Origin of the sequence: Burkholderia sp. AU45251 (genome assembly GCF_030482905.1) — a bacterium.
GTDB classification, from domain to species: domain Bacteria; phylum Pseudomonadota; class Gammaproteobacteria; order Burkholderiales; family Burkholderiaceae; genus Burkholderia; species Burkholderia aenigmatica.
In genome coordinates this window covers 78,718-94,946 of record NZ_JAUJQH010000006.1, presented here as the reverse complement: position 1 = coordinate 94,946, position 16,229 = coordinate 78,718, and the positions used below count along the sequence as shown (strand labels likewise).

The following is a 16,229-nucleotide window of genomic DNA, read 5'->3' as shown; positions in this document are numbered from 1 at the left end:
GTTACGCCTGTTGCGGCTCGGCCGCGCACGCGGCGTCGAACGCGCGTTGCAGCGCGGCCGCGTCGAGATCCTCGCCGATCAGCACGAAGCGGCTCGCGCGCGTTTCGCCGTCCTGCCAGCGACGGTCGAAATAGCTGTCGAAGCGGCGGCCGACGCCCTGGATCACGAGGCGCATCGGCGCGCCGGGCAGCGCGGCGAAGCCTTTCGCGCGATAGATCGTGTGCGCTTCGACGACACGCTGCAGCGCGGCGATCGTCGCTTCGCGCGTGCCGGCGTCGCCCGACACGACGACCGAGTCGAAATCGTCGTGATGGTGATCGTGATCGCCGTCGTCGGCCGAGCCGTGATGGTCGTGACGCAGGTGGATCGTTTCTTCCGATGCCGATTCGAGACCGAGCAGCATCGCGAGATCGAGCTCGCCGCGCGTCGCGCGCACGATCTTCACCTGCGGCGGGATTTCGTCGCGAATCGCGGTTTCGATCTGCGCGAACGCTGCGTCGCCGACGAGATCGGCCTTGTTCACGATCACGAGATCGGCGGACGACAGTTGATCGGCGAACAGCTCGTGCAGCGGCGATTCATGATCGAGGTTCGGATCGGCGCGGCGCTGCGCGTCGACGGCCTGCGGGTTTTCCGCGAACTGGCCACTCGCGGCGGCCGGCCCGTCGACCACGGTCACGACCGCGTCGACCGTGAAGCTGTTGCGGATCGTCGGCCAGTTGAACGCCTGCACGAGCGGCTTCGGCAGCGCGAGGCCCGAGGTTTCGATCAGCACGTGGTCGATGTCCGCACGCCGCTCGACGAGCGCTTCCATCACCGGATAGAACTCTTCCTGCACGGTGCAGCACAGGCAGCCGTTCGCGAGTTCGTAAAGCTGGCCCGACGCTTCGCCCTGCGCCCCCTCGGCATCCTCGCAGCCGATGCCGCAGCCCTTGAGGATTTCGCCGTCGATGCCGAGCTCGCCGAATTCGTTGACGATCACCGCGATGCGGCGGCCTTCGGCGTGCTGCAGGATGTGGCGCATCAGCGTCGTCTTGCCGCTGCCGAGAAAGCCCGTGACGATCGTGACGGGAAGCTTGCGCATGGTCATGGTAGGTCCTGTGTCGAAAATGGAATCAGCCCGGGATCGTCGCGTCGATGGCGGCGTGGCAGTTCATCTGGCGGATCGCGGGCATGCCGCCGCGCGATCCGGACGGACAGTCGCGGGACGGGCGGAACGACGAAGCGGACATGGTGCTTCCTTGCGAACGGTCGACATCGTGAATGCCAACACGGCTGCCGCCGGCCCGGTGCGCGCCGCCTGCCGTTCGCCACGCCGGCCGGCGCGGGTTGGCGCGACGGCGGATCGGCGGAGGAAGCGGGCAACACGCGGGCGTCGGGCCTGCTGCGGCCGTGGACGATGCGCCGCCTCCCCGCGGCGCTGAACCCCAACGTTTAGGCCGGTATCCGGGCTGACGAACACACCGCTTCGCCTTCCCGGATGCACGCGGCATCCAGTGGCGGTCGTCCGCATGCGCGCGGCATGCGGCGAAGCGGCGTTGCGTGGCGCTTCTCGCGCGACGCGTTCGCTTACCGTTGCGGGGGCAGCACAGGTTGGCTCGACTGCGGCGCAGGCAGGCTCCCTGTTTCCCGTTTAACTGCGCGCGCCGGAGCGGCGCGCGCGAGCACCAAAACGCGTGCGAGTGTAGGCGGCGCAGGCGGGGAGCGTCAAGGCGGAGCGGGCCACCGGGCCCGGTTCCGGATGGCCGGCGCACGTGGCCGAACGCCGTGCGCAGTGGTTCGCGCGGGTGGATCGCTGTGCTATCGTATGCGCCGCGTTCGGTGCTCGCATGCGTATTCCGCGCCTGCAGTTAAACGGGAAACAGGAGGCGGACCACCGCCCGGCCTGTGCTGTCCCCGCAACGGTACGCCGCCCGCGCGACGCGCTTCCCCGCGCACGCGCCCAGGCCGCCCACGATGCCACTGCCCTTCAGCCGGGCGGGAAGGCCGCGGCCTGGCAAGCGGCCAGCCCGGATACCGGCCGACGCAAGGGGCGAGCCCGAGGCTCGCCGAACGCCCGATCCGCGGGGGACGGATGGGGTGCGCATTCCGCCCGCGGCCGCGCGGGCTTCGTTCGATCCGTCATGCGTTTCCTGTCTGCTGGCCGCCGCCGTGCCGCCCGCCTGCCCTGTTCCACTGTTTCGACACGGTGCGCACCGTGCCGCGCCCGATGAGCCGCGCCTGGCTCATCGGCGCCGGCCCCGGCGACGCCGACCTGCTGACGCTCAAGGCCGTCCGTGCGATCGGCGCGGCGGACGTGCTGCTCGTCGACGATCTCGTGAATCCCGACGTGTTGCGCCATGCGCGTGCCGATGCGCAGATCGAGCACGTCGGCAAGCGTGGCGGCCATGCATCGACGCCGCAGGAGACGATCGTCGCCGCGATGCTCGCGCATCTGCGCGCGGGCCGCAGCGTCGCGCGGCTCAAGGGCGGCGATCCGTTCGTGTTCGGCCGCGGCGGCGAGGAACTGGCCGCACTCGGCGCGGCGGGATTCCCGGTCGAGGTCGTGAACGGCGTCACCGCGGGCATCGCCGCGCCGGCCGCGCTCGGCATTCCGGTCACGCAACGCGGCGACGCCCAGGGCGTGATCTTCGTCACGGGCCACGGCGCGGGCGCCGGCGAACCCGACTGGCGCGCGCTCGCGGCCACGCGCATGACGATCGTCATCTACATGGGCATTCGCCGCCTCGACACGATTGCAGCCGCGCTGCGAGAAGGCGGCCTGCCCGGCGATACGCCGTGCGCGGCGATCGAGAACGCGACGCGCCCCGAACAACGGCACGTGCTCGCGACGCTCGACACCCTCGTCGAAAGCATCGGTGCGACTGGCATCGGCTCGCCAGCCATCGTCGTAATCGGCCGCGTCGCGGCGTTCGCCGACGATCCCGCGGTACGTGCCGCGCTCGGCAGCGGCGCATGATGCGCGTCGCGCTCGGCGTCGGTTTCCGCGCGGGCGTCACGGCTGCGCAGCTCGATGCCGCGATCCGCGCGGCGCTGACCCTGTACCCGGGCGCCGAACCGGCGCTCGTTGCGACGCTCGCCGACAAGGCGCGTGCCCGCGCGCTGCGCACGCTGTGCGCACGACGCGGCTGGCCGCTCGTCGCGTTCGACGCGGCACGGCTCGCGCGCCACCCGGAACTGGCCGCAAGCGGCCCGTCGGATGCCGCGCTCGCCCGCTTTGGCGTCGCGGGCGTGGCCGAGCCGTGCGCGCAGCTGGCGGCGCCGCACGGCCGGCTGCTGGGCCCCAAATCGATCCGGGACGGCGTGACGGTCGCGCTCGCCGGCCCGCTCTGAACCCTTTGTTTCGCTTTCTTTCGACAGGACCAATCCGATGAAAACCGACGCCGAATCCCATCAACGGATGACCGAACGCCGCCGTGCCGGCCATGAGAAGAAGCAGGCCGCCGCCGTCAACGAAAAGGGCCTGCTGATCGTCAATACCGGCAATGGCAAGGGCAAGAGCACGGCCGCGTTCGGCATGGCCGTGCGCGTGCTCGGCCACGGCATGCGGCTCGGCGTCGTGCAGTTCATCAAGGGCGCACTGCACACGTCCGAGCGCGACTTCCTCGGCGCGGTAGCCGAATGCGATTTCGTGACGATGGGCGATGGCTATACGTGGAACACGCAGAACCGCGACGCCGACATCGCGACCGCGCGCAAGGGCTGGGACGAGGCGCGCCGGATGATCGAGAGCGGCGACTACCGGATGGTGATCCTCGACGAACTGAACACAGTGCTGAAGTACGAATACCTGCCGCTCGACGAAGTGCTCGCGACGCTGGCCGCGCGCCCTGATTCGGTGCACGTCGTCGTGACCGGGCGGCACGCGCCCGATGCGCTGATCGACGCGGCCGACCTCGTCACCGAAATGCGGCTCGTCAAGCATCCGTACAAGGAACAAGGCGTGAAGGCGCAACGCGGCGTGGAGTTCTGAGCGTGCCGGCCTGCCCCGCGCTGTTCGTCAGCGCGCCCGCGTCGGGCCAGGGCAAGACGTCGGTGACGGCCGGCCTGGCGCGGCTGCACCGCCGGCTCGGCCGGCGCGTGCGCGTGTTCAAGACCGGGCCCGACTTTCTCGATCCGATGCTGCTCGAACGTGCGAGCGGCGCGCCCGTACATGCGCTCGACCTCGGGATGGTCGGCGAGGCCGGCTGCCGCGCGCTGCTGGCCGACGCCGCGCGCGAGGCCGACCTGATCCTGATCGAAGGCGTGATGGGGCTGTTCGACGGCACACCGAGCAGCGCCGACCTCGCGGCCGCGTTCGGCGTGCCGGTCGTCGCGGTGATTTCCGCGAAATCGATGGCGCAGACGTTCGCGGCGATCGCGTTCGGGCTCGCGCGGTTCCGGCCGGGGCTGCCGTTTCACGGCGTGCTGGCGAATCGCGTCGGCTCGGCGCGGCACGCGGAACTGCTGCAACAGGCGCTGCCCGACGACCTGCGCTGGCTTGGGCACGTGCCGGCCGATGCGGGCATCGCGCTGCCGGAGCGGCATCTCGGCCTGTACCAGCCGAACGACATCGACGACCTCGACGCGCGGCTCGATCGCGCGGCCGACGTGCTCGCGCAAACGGCGCTTGCCGAGTTGCCGCCGGCTGTTGCGTTCGCGGAACCGGACCTGGCCGCACCGCTGCCGCGCGCGCTTGCCGGCAAGCGGATCGCGGTCGCGCGCGATACGGCGTTTTCGTTCGTCTATCCGGCGAATCTCGCGTTGCTGGATACGCTCGGTGCGGAACTGCGGTGCTTCTCGCCGCTTGCCGACGAACCCGTGCCCGACGATTGCGACGCGCTATTTTTGCCGGGCGGCTATCCGGAACTGCATGCGGCGACGCTGGCGGCGAATGTCGTGGCCGCGCAGACGATTCGCGCGCATGCGGCGGCCGGCCGGCCGATCGTCGCGGAATGCGGGGGGATGGTGTATCTGTGTGAATCGCTGACCGACGCGGACGGCCTGACGACGCCGATGCTGGGCGTGCTGCCGGGCCATGCGACGATGCAGCGCCGGTTCGCGGCGCTCGGCATGCAGCAGCTCGATACGCGCACCGGGCCGATGCGCGGACATACGTTTCATTATTCGCGGCTCGCGACGCCGCTGGAACCCATCGCGCACGCCGCGCGCCCCGACGGCGCGCCGGGCAGTGGCGAAGCCGTGTATCGCCACGGCGCGATCGTCGCGACGTACATGCACATGTACTGGCCGTCGAATCCGGATGCGGCGGCGGCGCTGTTCAGCGGGGAAGCGTGGTGACTTGCGGCGACGGAATGACGCGGCCGGGCAAGCCCGCCGTCACGGCTTCTCCCGTCCGGGCGCTTCCGATCTCGATGTCCGGATCACGATCCCGTCCGGCGAAAAATGTGCATTGAACATCGCGTCGCCCGATACGCCACCTTCAGCCCAGTGCCAGCTCCAGACTTCTTCGTGGCTCAACGCGTATTGCGAGACCGACGTCGGCTTGCCGAGCAGTTGCCGCACGTCGTCCTTCGTCATCCCCGGCACGACCTTCGCGATGTTTTCCGCGCTCAGCGCCTGCGTGATCGACATGAGCCTGCCGTCCGGCCCGAAGTCGAGCATGTACGTGCTCGTCCCGAACGGGCCGCGCGGATACTCGTACCGCTGCGAGCCGTCTTCGTTCTGCCTGACCATCTCGGGCTTGCCCGCGGCGCGGAGCACGTCGTCGACCGTCGACACGCCCCGCTGCAGACTACCGAACGCCACGTTGTCCGGCTTGATCGCGTTGACCGCATCGGCCATCTTCTGATCGTCGCATCCGGTCAGGAGGAAGCCGAACGCGCAGGCCGTCAGCGCGATGAGGATAGGTTTTCGCATGTCGTAGGGGCGGTATCGATTGAGCAGGGCCGGCGCCCATGGCCAAGAGGCAGTGCGGGCCCGGGTGTGAGCGGTCGAGCGACGCGTGCCCGGCCGTGCAGGCCGGAAAACACCGTTCGTTCAGCGAGCGGCGCAGCCGAATTCTCGTTGCTGCCGGCGCCCGGAACGGATCGCGCCGTGCGGGCCGTCCGCGTGTGCCGACGCCCGGTCCGACGCGAAACGGAGCGTAGCACGCGGCCCTGCAACGCCATGTCAAGGACCGTCAAATCCCGATCCCGCCGGGGCAATGCGATGCCGATGGACCATGCGGGCGCCGCGCGCGGGCCGCAACCGTCACACCAGAAACGCCTCGGCCAGCTTCACCCAGTACGACGCGCCGGTCGGCAGCGCCGCATCGTTGAAGTCGTAGCCCGGGTTGTGCACCATGCAGCCACCCTCCCCGTCGCCGTTGCCGATGATCAGGTAGCAGCCGGGCCGCTTCTCGAGCAGGAACGCGAAATCCTCGCTGCCGGTGAGCGGCACCATCCCGTCGATCAGGTTCGCGTCGCCTACCCATTCGCGTGCGACGTTGCGCGCGAAGGCCGTCATCTCCGCATCGTTGACGAGCACCGGGTAGCGGCGCTGGTAGTCGATCGTCGCGGTCGCGCCGAACACGGCCGCCTGCGCATGCACGACTTCCTTGATACGCGTCTCGAGCAGGTCGCGCACCTCCGGCTTCAGCGCGCGCACCGACAGGCGCATCTGCGCACGATCGGGAATCACGTTCGGCGCCTCGCCCGCGTGGATCGCGCCGACCGTGACGATCGCCATGTCGAGCGGCGACACGTTGCGCGACACGATCGTCTGCAGCGCGATGACGATTTGCGCACAGACGACCACCGAGTCGACGGCCTTGTGCGGCACCGCGCCGTGGCCGCCACGGCCCTGTACGTCGACGATCACCGTATCCGACGACGCCATGAACGGCCCCGGCAGGAAACCGAACTTGCCCGTCGGGAACCCGGGCATGTTGTGCATCGCGAAGATCGCGTCGCACGGGAACTGCTCGAACAGCCCTTCGTCGAGCATCTTCTTCGCGCCGCCGAGCCCTTCCTCCGCCGGCTGGAAAATCAGGTTCAGCGTGCCCGAGAAGCAGCGCTCGCGCGCGAGATGCTTCGCGGCTGCGAGCAGCATCGCCGTGTGGCCGTCGTGGCCGCACGCGTGCATCTTGCCGGCGATCTTGCTCTCGTACGGCAGGCCCGTCGACTCGTGGATCGGCAGCGCGTCCATGTCGGCGCGCAGGCCGAGGCGCTGCGTGCCGTTGCCGACCTTCAACTGCCCGACGACGCCCGTCCCGCCGAGCCCGCGATGCACCGTGTAGCCCCACGACTGCAATTGCGCCGCGACGAGGTCGCTCGTCGCGAATTCCTCGAAACCGAGCTCGGGGTGGGCATGGATGCGGTGCCGGATCTCGATCATTTCGTCGGCGAGGCCTGCGGGAATCACGCTGTGCGTCACGGTGTCGTCTCCTGTCCTTTGGGGAATATGCGGGCAAGGATAGTCAGTTCGATGGCAACCCGGAAGACCGAGAGTCGTCGTGGTAGCAACCGATGGTTGCCATAGGGGAATGCGATGCACGACGAGCGCAAGCCCGGCCATCCGGACGACTGCCGCACGGGATCCGAGCGCGCGAAACTGTACGCCATCCGCCCATTTCCTGCGTATGAGAGCCCGATGACTATCGAATGGCATCCATAAATAGCCCATACATATCAATGGCTTGTGAATTCTTGTTCACTTTTTGACGTCCGTACATTTTTTGTGTACGCTAACAAAAAAGTGAACATGCGATTCCCTTCGATGCCCGCGAACCCTTCCCTCTCCCTGCCGGAACAGCACGTGCTCGACGAAGCCTGCGCCGCGTTCGAACGCGCGACCCGGCGCTTTCGCGCGCGGCCCGTGCGCGTGCCGGCCGCCTACAAGGCGCGCGCCGACGCCATGATCCGCTTCGACGTTGCGGGGCAGGTATTCGAGATGCCGGTCGCGGTGCGCCTGCACGTCGAATCGCTGGCGGGCACGCTCGCGGCATTGCGCCGCGGCGGCGGCAACGCAGCGCCCGGCGAGCGCCCGTTGATGCTGGTCGCGCCGCATCTGTCGGCCGAACTGGCCGCCGGCCTGATCGACCAGGGCATCCCGTTTCTCGATACCGCCGGCAACGCATGCCTGATTCAGCCGGAGGCAACCGTGATGATCGCGGGCCGGCCGAAGCCCGCACGGGCACCGCGCCGGCAGTCGTCGCGCGCGACGACGCCGAAGGGGCTGGCCGTGATGTTCGCGCTCGCGACGCAGCCCGGCCTCGTCGCGCAACCGTATCGGGCGATCGCGGCCGCGTCGGATGTCGCGCTCGGCACGGTCAATCTGGCGATGGACGATCTGATCGCGCGCGGCCTCGTCGGGCAGCGCCGCAACGGCGAGCGCCTGCTTCCCGACTGGCCTCGCTTCGTGCAGGAATGGGTCGCGTTGTACCCGAGCCGCTTGCGCGCGAAGCTGCCGAGCCGCCGGTTTGCCAGCCTCGCGCCCGACTGGTGGCGCGGTTTCGATTTCGCGGCATTCGATGCGCGGCTCGGCGGCGAGCCGGCGGCCGACCTGCTGACGCACGACCTGAAGCCGGCCACGATCACCGTCTATACGCACGGCACCGCGTCGAACCGGCTGCTGCTCCAGGGACGCCTGCGTCCGGACGAGCGCGGCGAGGTCGAACTCGTCGAAGCGTTCTGGCCGCCGTCTGCCGCGCTCGACTGGCGCGAGCAGGAAGGACCGGTCGTGCCGCCGCTGTTGATCTACGCGGATCTCGTCTCGTCCGGCGACAGCCGCAATCTCGCCATCGCGGATCGCATCCATGACCGGTATCTCGCCCACCCGCCCGCTTGAAGTCGACGCACGCCGGCCGCTGGAGCCTGCGGCGGTCGCGTTGCTGCAGGCCGTTAGCTCGGCCTGCGCAAACCTCGACGCGGCGTTCGTGGTCGCCGGCGCTACCGCGCGCGACATCCTGATGTGGCACGTGCACGGCATCCGGCCGGTGCGTGCAACGCGCGACGTCGACGTTGCCGTGTGCGCGGTGAGCTGGCCATTTCACGCGCAACTCGTCGAGGCACTCGTCGCCACCGGGCAATTCACGCGCGCATCGAAACAGCAGCAGAAACTGCTGTTCGACAACGGCGCGCACGGTTTTCGCACGGAGCTGGACCTCGTGCCGTTCGGGCCGCTCGAAATGCCGCCGGGCGAGATTGCGTGGCCGCCCGGCGGTGAATTCGTGCTGAACGTACTCGGGTTCCAGGAAGCGGTGGACACCGCACAGCCGGTGTCGATCGACGCGCATACCGTGGTGCCGGTGGCCAGCCTGCCGGCGCTGACGCTGCTGAAGCTGCTCGCGTGGAAGGACCGGCGTGCGCGCCAGAACAGCGACGCGTACGACCTGCTGTTCCTGCTGCGGAATTTCCACGACGCCGGCAATCGCGAACGTATCTGGGATGATGCGCCGGACCTGCTCGAGACCCATGCGTTCCAGCCGGGACTCGCCGCGGCCGCGCTGCTCGCGCGCGAGGCGCAGCAAATTGCTTCGCCGCCAACGCGCGACGCGATCCGCGCGCTGTTGTCGGACGCAGCGACCTATGCCGCGCTCGGCCAGGATCTGCTGGCACGCGCTTTCGCACTGTTGCCCGGTGAATTCACCGACGACGTCGACCGGTATCTCGATGCGTTCCGTACCGCCTTTCTCGTCGATCAACCCGCGCCACGCACGTGACGCGTCGCTGCGGAACAGCAGCGTGCGCGTACGGATACGAAGCTGCGCTCAGGCCGCCCAGTCTTCGAGCGCCAACCCGGCGACACGGCCGAACTCGCGGCTGTTGTGCGTGACGAGCACCGCACCGGCCGCGATCGCATGCCCGGCGATCGACGCGTCGTTCGCGCCGATCGGCGTGCCGCGCGCGGCAAGATCGGCACGAATCGCGGCCGTTGCATCGACGGCCGCGGTATCCCACGACAGCACGCCATCCAGCCGCGAAACAAAGGCCGTCACGAGTTCCGCATGCTTCGGTGACGCCTTCCTGCCAACCGCGCCGAACCGCATTTCGGCGTACGTAATCGCCGAGACGACGATCCGGTGTTGCGCATTGACGCACGATTGCAGCCGCGACAGCACCACGGGAGGCCGCTCGCGCATGATGAACGAGCAGATGTTCGTATCGAGCATGTAGAGCGTGGTCACTGGCCGGACTCCGTCGGCGCGGCGCCACCACCGGACAGGTCGAAGCGGCCGGACTCGATGACGACCGGACGTTCGGCGAGGAAGTCGGCGTCGGCCAGCGGTTCGCTCGCGAACGAGAGCCACGTGGGCCGCACCGGCCGCAGCAACAGTGTGTCGCCCTCGCGGCGGATCTCGAGTTCCGTCACCCCCTCGAACTCCATGTCCTTCGGGATGCGGATCGCCTGGTTACGGGCGTTCTTGAAAATGGAAACGGTGCGCATGAGCCACTCCATGGGAGATCGATGCGTCCATTCTAGGCATATGTCGGCATATGTCAATTTGACGGGGTGCGAATCGGACGTCGCGCCCCACGCTGTCGAGGGTGTCGGGTTCATGTTGCCGGCCTGTCGTGGATGAGAAGAGCGATCCATTCTTCATGACGCAGGCCGGGCGGTCCATATCCCGGACGGCCGATGCACGCGCATCGCAAGGCCGCACGCAACGTCGCACCGACGCTGCGCGCCCGCACCGTCACGGCAACCGGAAAGTGTCGAAGAATGTATCGCGCTCGATCACGGTGAGCGCCGCGCGCTTGTGCGGGAAATCGAATTCCTTCAGCGTGTAGAACCCGAGCCGGTGCATGTACGCGATGTGCCGCACGTGATCGACGCGCGGCTCGCCGACGAGCCGCTGCGTGCGCGGTTCGTCGACGAACATGTAGTGCAGCACCCCGCTCCACCATGCATGCAGCTTGCCGGCGCTCTGGAAGCGCGAGTCGCCGATCAGCAGGTGCAGCCCGCGGTCGTAGTCGTGTGCCTCGTAGAACGGCGCGAGACGGTCCTCCTTCGCCCAGTAGAACTCGAAATAGCCGAACGGCGTGTCGTCGAAATAGCCGATCATCGGGTGCATGTGCGGATCGGCGAGCCGCTCCGCGAGATACGCCGCGTGCTCGTCGCGCGTGCCGCGCTGGTCCCAGAAATGCGCGACGCGATCGAGGTTCATCCAGTCGCTGAACAATTGCGCATGTTCGTCGATGTCGACGGTGCGCAGGCTGAACGTCATCCCGACCTGCGGCATGTCGCGCGTATAGATCTCGCCGGCCGGCGACGGCGGCCGCACCGGGTGCCGGTGGCCGTTCGTGATCGTGTAACGCAGCGGCATCCCGCCCGACGCAGGCGCCTTCAGCCACGGCCGCGGGTTCTGCCAGAACGTCGCGCGCGACACGGTGAGGCGCAGCGTGTCGCCGGCAACCTGCGCACCGTCGATCACACCCTCGCGCACCGCGCGTGCGACGTACGACGCAACGGCCGCCGCATCGGTGCCGCCGAGCGGCACCGTGACCGTCGCCGCGTCGTAGCGCGTGTCGGTGTTGAACAGCGCGACGAACGCCGCGAGCAATCCGTCCGGCGCATCGTCGGGCCGCCACGCGTCGAGCGTGCGCTCGGCGACTGCCCTCGCCGGCCCGCGTGCGGCGCCGTCGAGCGCGGCGGCCACGTCCCCTTCGACGGCGTCGGCCGTGCCGGCCGGTTTCGTCAGCGTGTCTTCCATCACAGTGCTCCCGCGTCGTGGCGGTCGGCGAGGACGTGCAGCCCCCGCTCGAGCGCCGGAAACAGGCTGCGCTGGAAGTTGTTCCAGCGCAGTTCGAGAATCGTGTCGTCCGGCGCGATCGACGTGTCGAGCACGTCGCAGATCACCTCGCCGGAATCGATGCCGTTGTCGACGTAGTGGAACGACGCGCCCGTCATCATCACGGGCTCGACGGTCGACGTCGCGCCGCTCGCCCAGTCGACCCGTTCGCCGCGCGCGCCGTGCAGCGCGTCGAGCGTCGCCCATGCGCCGCGCCGCTGGTACGGCGAACCGTCGGCGGTGATGCCCGGATGAATGTTGGCGATGCGCCGGTGAAAGCGCGCGCCGGGCCGCACGAGTTCGTCGAGGATCACGAGCAGCCCGTCGAGCACGACGACGTCGGCTTCGAGTTCGAGCAGGCGTTCGAGCAGGCGGCGCTCGAACGCCTGCTTGGCCGCAGCGCGCTCGCGCGCGTCGCGCGGCAGCCGCCGGTACGTCGACGGAATCGAGCAGAACAGTTCGTCGACCGGCCGACCCTGCACCGCCAACCCTTCCGGCAGGATCCACGGGCGGCCCGGCGCGCGGGCGAAGCCGTAGTCGGCGACTTTCGCGCGGTCGGCCGGCGACCCGTCGTCGTCGTCGACGATCACGCCCTTCAGCGTGTAGCGCTCGCCGAGTGGCGAGTCGTTCAGGCGTTCGACGAGAAATTCGAGCGGTGCCTTCATGTAGCGCGTGCCGCCCTGATAGGCGACCGGCTGCCCGGCACGATCGGCCGCGCCGTTGCGCAGCGACTGGATGTAGACGAGATTTTTCTTCGGCATGGATGCGTCGTGGAAAAGCGGACGAAGGCGCCGCAGCCGGCCCGCGCCAGCCATGAAGGCCGGCCGGCGGGCCGCGGCGCGCATCGTCACCAGTTGTATTTCGCGGTCGCGATCACCGTGCGGTCGGTACCGAAAATGCAGACGTTCATCGACTGGCAACCGCTGACGTAATGGCGGTTGAAGAGGTTCGTCCCGTTCACGGCGAAGCGCCAGTTACGCGTGTCGTAGTGCAGGCCCGCGTCGAACAGCGTGACGCTCGATACCGTCAGCGAGTTGTCGGCCGCACCGGCCGAGGCGCTCTGGTAGCGAATGCCGCCGCCGAGGCCGAAGCCCTCGAGCGGCCCCGTGTGCCACGTCCAGTCGGTCCACAGCGACGCGATCTGGCGCGGACGCGGCACGTCGACCGGCCAGTTGTTCAGCGACACGTCGTTGGCCTTCACGTTCTTCACGTCCTGATACACGTACGACGCGATCACCGACAGGTTGCGCGTGACCTTGCCGGTCGCGCTCAGCTCGATCCCGCGCGAACGCACTTCGCCGGTCTGCACCGACTTCGTGATATCGGTCGGCGCCGGCGTGAGCACGTTGGTCTGGTTGATCTGGTAGATCGCCGCGTTCAGCATCAGGTTCTTGCCAGGCGGCTGCCAGCGCAGCCCGGCCTCGATCTGCTTGCCGCGCGTCGGCTGCGCCAGCCCGCCGCCGAGCATGCTCACGCCGATCATCGGATTGAACGACGTCGCGTAGCTGATGTACGGCGACAGCCCGTAATCGCCCTGATACGTCAGACCCACGCGGCCGGTGAACGCGGTGACGTCGGCCTTCGACTGCGTGCCGCTGGCGCGGTCGTCCATCCGCATGTTGACCCAGTCCTCGCGGCCGCCAAGCGTCAGCGTCCAGCGGTTCCACTTGATCTGGTCCTGCGCGTACAGGCCGAACGTGTTCATCGTCGTGTACGTGTTGGTACGGGACGTCGCGTCGGGATCCGCGAACACGCCCATCGTGACCGGCAGGTAGACCGGGTTGTACAGGTTCAGCGGCGGCGCCGCGGCCAGCCATTCGCTGTCGGTCGCCGTCTGCCGGTTGTACTGGAAACCGAGCAGCAGCGTGTGCTCGAGCGGGCCGGTGCCGAAGCGCGCCTGCGCGTTGTTGTCGATGTCGAAACGACTGTAGTTCATCTGGAACAGGCCGGCCCAGCGCGACACGTCGGTCGTGCTGCCGTCGACGAAGCCGTTCCCGAACACCGACGCGTTGTCGAGCGACAGGTGCATCCAGCGCACGTTCTGGCGCAGCGTCCACATCGAGTTCAGATTGTGCTCGAACTGATAGCCGAGCGACCACTGCTTCTTGCGGTAATAGTTGAAGTTCCCGTCGCCTTCGTAGATATCCTTATTGATCTGCCCGTTCGGGTTCGGCAGCACCGTGCCCTGCGCGGGCAGGAAGTTCGACGAGATGTCGCCCCAGTCCTGCAGGTAGGTCGCGGAAACCGTCAGCGACGTATCCGCGTTCGGGCGCCAGCGGAACGACGGCGCGAGCGCAATGCGCTGGTCGTTGTTCGGGCCGGTCACCGCGTTGCCGTCGCGCGCGACGCCGACGAACCGGTACGCGTACTTGCCGTCCGGGTCGAGCTTGTCGCCGACGTCGATCATGAACTGCTTGCGCGCATAGTTGCCGATCTGCACACCGGCCTCGCGCACGCGCTCGCCGTCGGCGAGCTTGGTCTGCACGTCGATGATCGCGCCGGGATCGCCCGCGCCGTACAGCACCGAGGTCGGCCCGCGCAGCACGCTGATGCTGTCGATCATGTACGGATCGACGCGCCAGCTCGCCAGGTTCAGCGTGTTCGGCACCTGCAGCCCGTTCACATACGCGGTCGGCGTGAAGCCGCGCAGCGCCGCGTACCAGTCCGAACGGTTATCCGAGCCGTACGACGAGAAACCCGGCACGTAGCGCAGCGCCGCGTTCACGTCGGTCGCGCCCGTCATCTCGATCTGCTGCGCGGTGACGATGTTGATCGTCTGCGGAATCTCGTTGATCGGCGTATCGGTCTTGGTGCCGGTCCGGCTGCGCTTCGCGACGAGCCCGACCGTGCCGTCCCCTGCCGAGGCCGCGTTGACGTTGATCGTCGGCAGCGTGCCGGCCGCCGCGCTGGCCGCCCCACCGTTCTGCGCACTGCTGGCCGACGCCGCGGCGCCCGCGTTCACGGCCGGCGCCGTCTGGGCATACGCGTGCCCTGCCGCCGCACCGAACGCCACGCTCGCCGCGGCTGCGATCGCACGCAAACGCGTGCCTGTTGCCCACTCCATCTTTCTCTGCTCCAGTTTTTTCACGCGGTCTCCGACCGCGCCTTTGTCAAAGAGCGAAAGCCATCCGGCTTGCGCTCACCCCGTTGTCCTGTCGTTTTTCATGCGGTGCCCGGGCCGCGCCTTCGTCATGGGCGGGTGCGGTTCCGTGTTCGAGCGATGCGCAGATTTCGTCCGCGCGGCGCGCCAGTACCGACAGCAGCGTGTCGGACAGGCCGTGGCTGTCTTCGCAGCAGCCTTGCAGGTAGATGCGTGGCGCGAAGTGCTCGGGCGTCGCGAGCAGGTAGTCGCGCGCGACGTCGCCGCGCACCAGCGCATCGCCCAGGTGCGGCGCGAGCCCTTCGAGCAGCGCGGAATGCGTGTCGCGGCGGTAGCCCGTCGCCAGCACGAGCGCGTCGAAGCGCTCGACGCGCGCGGCGCCGCTCATCCGGTCGCGCAGCGTCAGCTCGATGCGGCCGTCGGCGCCGCGCACCGCAGCCTCGATCGCGCGGTTCGCGAGCAGTGCATGACGCGGCGTCCCGTCGATGCGCTGCAGGTACAGCATTTCGTAGATCTGTTCGATCAGCGGGCGGTCGACCACCGCGTAGTTCGTGTCGCGATAGCGCTCGAGCAGTGCACGGCGCGCGTCGTGCGGCTGCGCATAGACGACATCGGTGAACTCGGGGCTGAAGATCTCGTTGACGAACGGGCTGTCGTCCGCGGGCTTCAGTGCGCCTGCGCGCATCACGAGGCTCGCGTCGACATGCGGGAAGCGGCGCGCGAGATCGATGAACACCTCGGCCGCGCTCTGCCCCGCGCCGATCACCGCGACGCGGCGGCGCTCGCCGTCCGGCGATGCGACGAGCCGGTCGATGTCGGTCAGGTACGACGACGAGTGGATCACGCGGTCGCGGCCGAGCGTGGCGAACGCGTCCGGAATCGCCGGCGTGCCGCCGACGCCGACCGACAGCGCGCGCGTGACGCGCTGGCGCTCGTGGCCCGCGGCGTCGCGCGACAGCACCCGCAGCGCATCGATCTTCGCGCCATCGCCACGCACGGGCTCGATCGCGAGGACGGTCTCGCTGTAATGGACGCGATCGTCGAACGCCTCGGCCACCCAGCTCAGGTAGTCGTGGAACTCGACGCGGGTCGGATAGAAGTTCTTCAGGTTGACGAATTCGTTCAGCCGGCCGCGTTCGAACAGGTAGTTGATGAACGTGTAGGGGCTTTTCGGATCGCGCATCGTGACGAGATCCTTCAGAAACGAGATCTGCATCCGGCAGTCGTCGAGCAGCATCCCGCGATGCCAGCCGAATTCAGGCTGGCGCTCGACGAAGCAATGGGCAAACGTCCGCGCGCCGCTGCGCTCCGCGAGGCGCACGGCCAGCGCCAGATTCGACGGCCCGAAGCCGACGCCGATCAGGTCGAATACGGTTTCTCTCTGCATGTCTCAGCTCCCTTGTCGGTTAATCCGGC

15 protein-coding genes and 2 riboswitches are annotated in these 16,229 nt (G+C 68.5%); of the genes, 6 read left to right on the top strand and 9 right to left on the bottom strand.

What is annotated here, in order from left to right; all coding sequences use genetic code 11:
* Position 1: 1 nt before the first annotated feature.
* Positions 2–1,090: a cobalamin biosynthesis protein CobW gene (gene cobW, locus QZM67_RS15240; RefSeq protein WP_089450457.1), complete on the bottom strand. Its 1,089-nt coding sequence runs from the start codon at positions 1,088–1,090 to the stop codon at positions 2–4.
* Between the two features lie 329 nt (positions 1,091–1,419).
* Positions 1,420–1,687, bottom strand: a riboswitch (cobalamin riboswitch).
* A 115-nt stretch (positions 1,688–1,802) separates the two neighbouring features.
* A riboswitch (cobalamin riboswitch) is annotated at positions 1,803–2,040 on the top strand.
* Positions 2,041–2,209: 169 nt separating this feature from the next.
* Between cobW and cobA the strand changes: the two genes are divergently transcribed.
* From cobA to QZM67_RS15220, 4 genes are read left to right on the top strand one after another with little or no spacing between them, the layout of a single operon-like run.
* The gene (gene cobA / locus QZM67_RS15235) at positions 2,210–2,959 is read left to right on the top strand and encodes a uroporphyrinogen-III C-methyltransferase (protein ID WP_301804408.1); all 750 of its coding nucleotides are present in this window, start codon (positions 2,210–2,212) and stop codon (positions 2,957–2,959) included.
* Complete coding sequence (locus QZM67_RS15230; protein ID WP_301804404.1) at positions 2,956–3,333, top strand: cobalamin biosynthesis protein; 378 nt, start codon at positions 2,956–2,958, stop codon at positions 3,331–3,333. The genes cobA and QZM67_RS15230 overlap by 4 nt, the downstream gene beginning before the upstream one ends.
* A gap of 37 nt (positions 3,334–3,370) precedes the next feature.
* Positions 3,371–3,973, top strand: a complete 603-nt coding sequence (gene cobO / locus QZM67_RS15225; RefSeq protein ID WP_021160089.1) for a cob(I)yrinic acid a,c-diamide adenosyltransferase — start codon at positions 3,371–3,373, stop codon at positions 3,971–3,973.
* A gap of 2 nt (positions 3,974–3,975) precedes the next feature.
* On the top strand, positions 3,976–5,280 hold the full coding sequence (locus QZM67_RS15220) for a cobyrinate a,c-diamide synthase (protein WP_301804399.1): 1,305 nt from the start codon (positions 3,976–3,978) through the stop codon (positions 5,278–5,280).
* Positions 5,281–5,319: 39 nt separating this feature from the next.
* On the opposite strand, the gene bamE is transcribed toward QZM67_RS15220, so the two are convergent.
* Together bamE and QZM67_RS15210 are read right to left on the bottom strand one after the other, a co-directional pair.
* Positions 5,320–5,859, bottom strand: a complete 540-nt coding sequence (gene bamE / locus QZM67_RS15215) for an outer membrane protein assembly factor BamE (protein WP_175022522.1) — start codon at positions 5,857–5,859, stop codon at positions 5,320–5,322.
* 333 nt (positions 5,860–6,192) lie between these two features.
* Positions 6,193–7,356, bottom strand: coding sequence for a M20 aminoacylase family protein (locus tag QZM67_RS15210; protein WP_175022523.1), 1,164 nt, complete (start codon positions 7,354–7,356; stop codon positions 6,193–6,195).
* Positions 7,357–7,698: 342 nt separating this feature from the next.
* On the opposite strand from QZM67_RS15210, the gene QZM67_RS15205 reads away from it, so the two are divergent.
* Entirely contained in the window at positions 7,699–8,769 is a 1,071-nt protein-coding gene (locus QZM67_RS15205) for a type IV toxin-antitoxin system AbiEi family antitoxin (RefSeq protein WP_175022588.1), read from the top strand.
* On the top strand, positions 8,738–9,643 hold the full coding sequence (locus tag QZM67_RS15200; RefSeq protein WP_301804393.1) for a nucleotidyl transferase AbiEii/AbiGii toxin family protein: 906 nt from the start codon (positions 8,738–8,740) through the stop codon (positions 9,641–9,643). Before QZM67_RS15205 ends, QZM67_RS15200 begins: the two co-directional genes overlap by 32 nt.
* Before the next feature lie 48 nt (positions 9,644–9,691).
* On the opposite strand, the gene QZM67_RS15195 is transcribed toward QZM67_RS15200, so the two are convergent.
* From QZM67_RS15195 to QZM67_RS15170, 6 genes are all read right to left on the bottom strand, one after another.
* A complete protein-coding gene (locus QZM67_RS15195) occupies positions 9,692–10,108 on the bottom strand; it encodes a PIN domain-containing protein (RefSeq protein WP_175022525.1) in 417 nt (138 codons plus the stop codon).
* Positions 10,105–10,368 (bottom strand): type II toxin-antitoxin system VapB family antitoxin, encoded by a 264-nt coding sequence (vapB, locus tag QZM67_RS15190; protein ID WP_301804389.1) that lies wholly within the window; start codon positions 10,366–10,368, stop codon positions 10,105–10,107. Before vapB ends, QZM67_RS15195 begins: the two co-directional genes overlap by 4 nt.
* 250 nt (positions 10,369–10,618) lie before the next feature.
* Positions 10,619–11,635, bottom strand: a complete 1,017-nt coding sequence (locus tag QZM67_RS15185) for a GNAT family N-acetyltransferase (RefSeq protein WP_301804387.1) — start codon at positions 11,633–11,635, stop codon at positions 10,619–10,621.
* Complete coding sequence (locus QZM67_RS15180; RefSeq protein ID WP_301804383.1) at positions 11,635–12,474, bottom strand: formyltransferase family protein; 840 nt, start codon at positions 12,472–12,474, stop codon at positions 11,635–11,637. The genes QZM67_RS15185 and QZM67_RS15180 overlap by 1 nt, the downstream gene beginning before the upstream one ends.
* 86 nt (positions 12,475–12,560) lie before the next feature.
* Entirely contained in the window at positions 12,561–14,777 is a 2,217-nt protein-coding gene (locus QZM67_RS15175; protein ID WP_301804826.1) for a TonB-dependent siderophore receptor, read from the bottom strand.
* A 46-nt stretch (positions 14,778–14,823) separates the two neighbouring features.
* Complete coding sequence (locus tag QZM67_RS15170; protein WP_301804380.1) at positions 14,824–16,200, bottom strand: lysine N(6)-hydroxylase/L-ornithine N(5)-oxygenase family protein; 1,377 nt, start codon at positions 16,198–16,200, stop codon at positions 14,824–14,826.
* Positions 16,201–16,229: the final 29 nt, after the last annotated feature.

Bases quoted from the DNA above. Each gene is read 5' to 3' on its own strand.
- cobW (WP_089450457.1), bottom strand. From the start codon at position 1,090: ATGACCATGCGCAAGCTTCCCGTCACGATCGTCACGGGCTTTCTCGGC.
- cobA (WP_301804408.1), top strand. From the start codon at position 2,210: ATGAGCCGCGCCTGGCTCATCGGCGCCGGCCCCGGCGACGCCGACCTG.
- QZM67_RS15230 (WP_301804404.1), top strand. From the start codon at position 2,956: ATGATGCGCGTCGCGCTCGGCGTCGGTTTCCGCGCGGGCGTCACGGCT.
- cobO (WP_021160089.1), top strand. From the start codon at position 3,371: ATGAAAACCGACGCCGAATCCCATCAACGGATGACCGAACGCCGCCGT.
- bamE (WP_175022522.1), bottom strand. From the start codon at position 5,859: ATGCGAAAACCTATCCTCATCGCGCTGACGGCCTGCGCGTTCGGCTTC.
- QZM67_RS15205 (WP_175022588.1), top strand. From the start codon at position 7,699: ATGCCCGCGAACCCTTCCCTCTCCCTGCCGGAACAGCACGTGCTCGAC.
- QZM67_RS15200 (WP_301804393.1), top strand. From the start codon at position 8,738: ATGACCGGTATCTCGCCCACCCGCCCGCTTGAAGTCGACGCACGCCGG.
- vapB (WP_301804389.1), bottom strand. From the start codon at position 10,368: ATGCGCACCGTTTCCATTTTCAAGAACGCCCGTAACCAGGCGATCCGC.
- QZM67_RS15185 (WP_301804387.1), bottom strand. From the start codon at position 11,635: ATGGAAGACACGCTGACGAAACCGGCCGGCACGGCCGACGCCGTCGAA.
- QZM67_RS15180 (WP_301804383.1), bottom strand. From the start codon at position 12,474: ATGCCGAAGAAAAATCTCGTCTACATCCAGTCGCTGCGCAACGGCGCG.
- QZM67_RS15175 (WP_301804826.1), bottom strand. From the start codon at position 14,777: ATGGAGTGGGCAACAGGCACGCGTTTGCGTGCGATCGCAGCCGCGGCG.
- QZM67_RS15170 (WP_301804380.1), bottom strand. From the start codon at position 16,200: ATGCAGAGAGAAACCGTATTCGACCTGATCGGCGTCGGCTTCGGGCCG.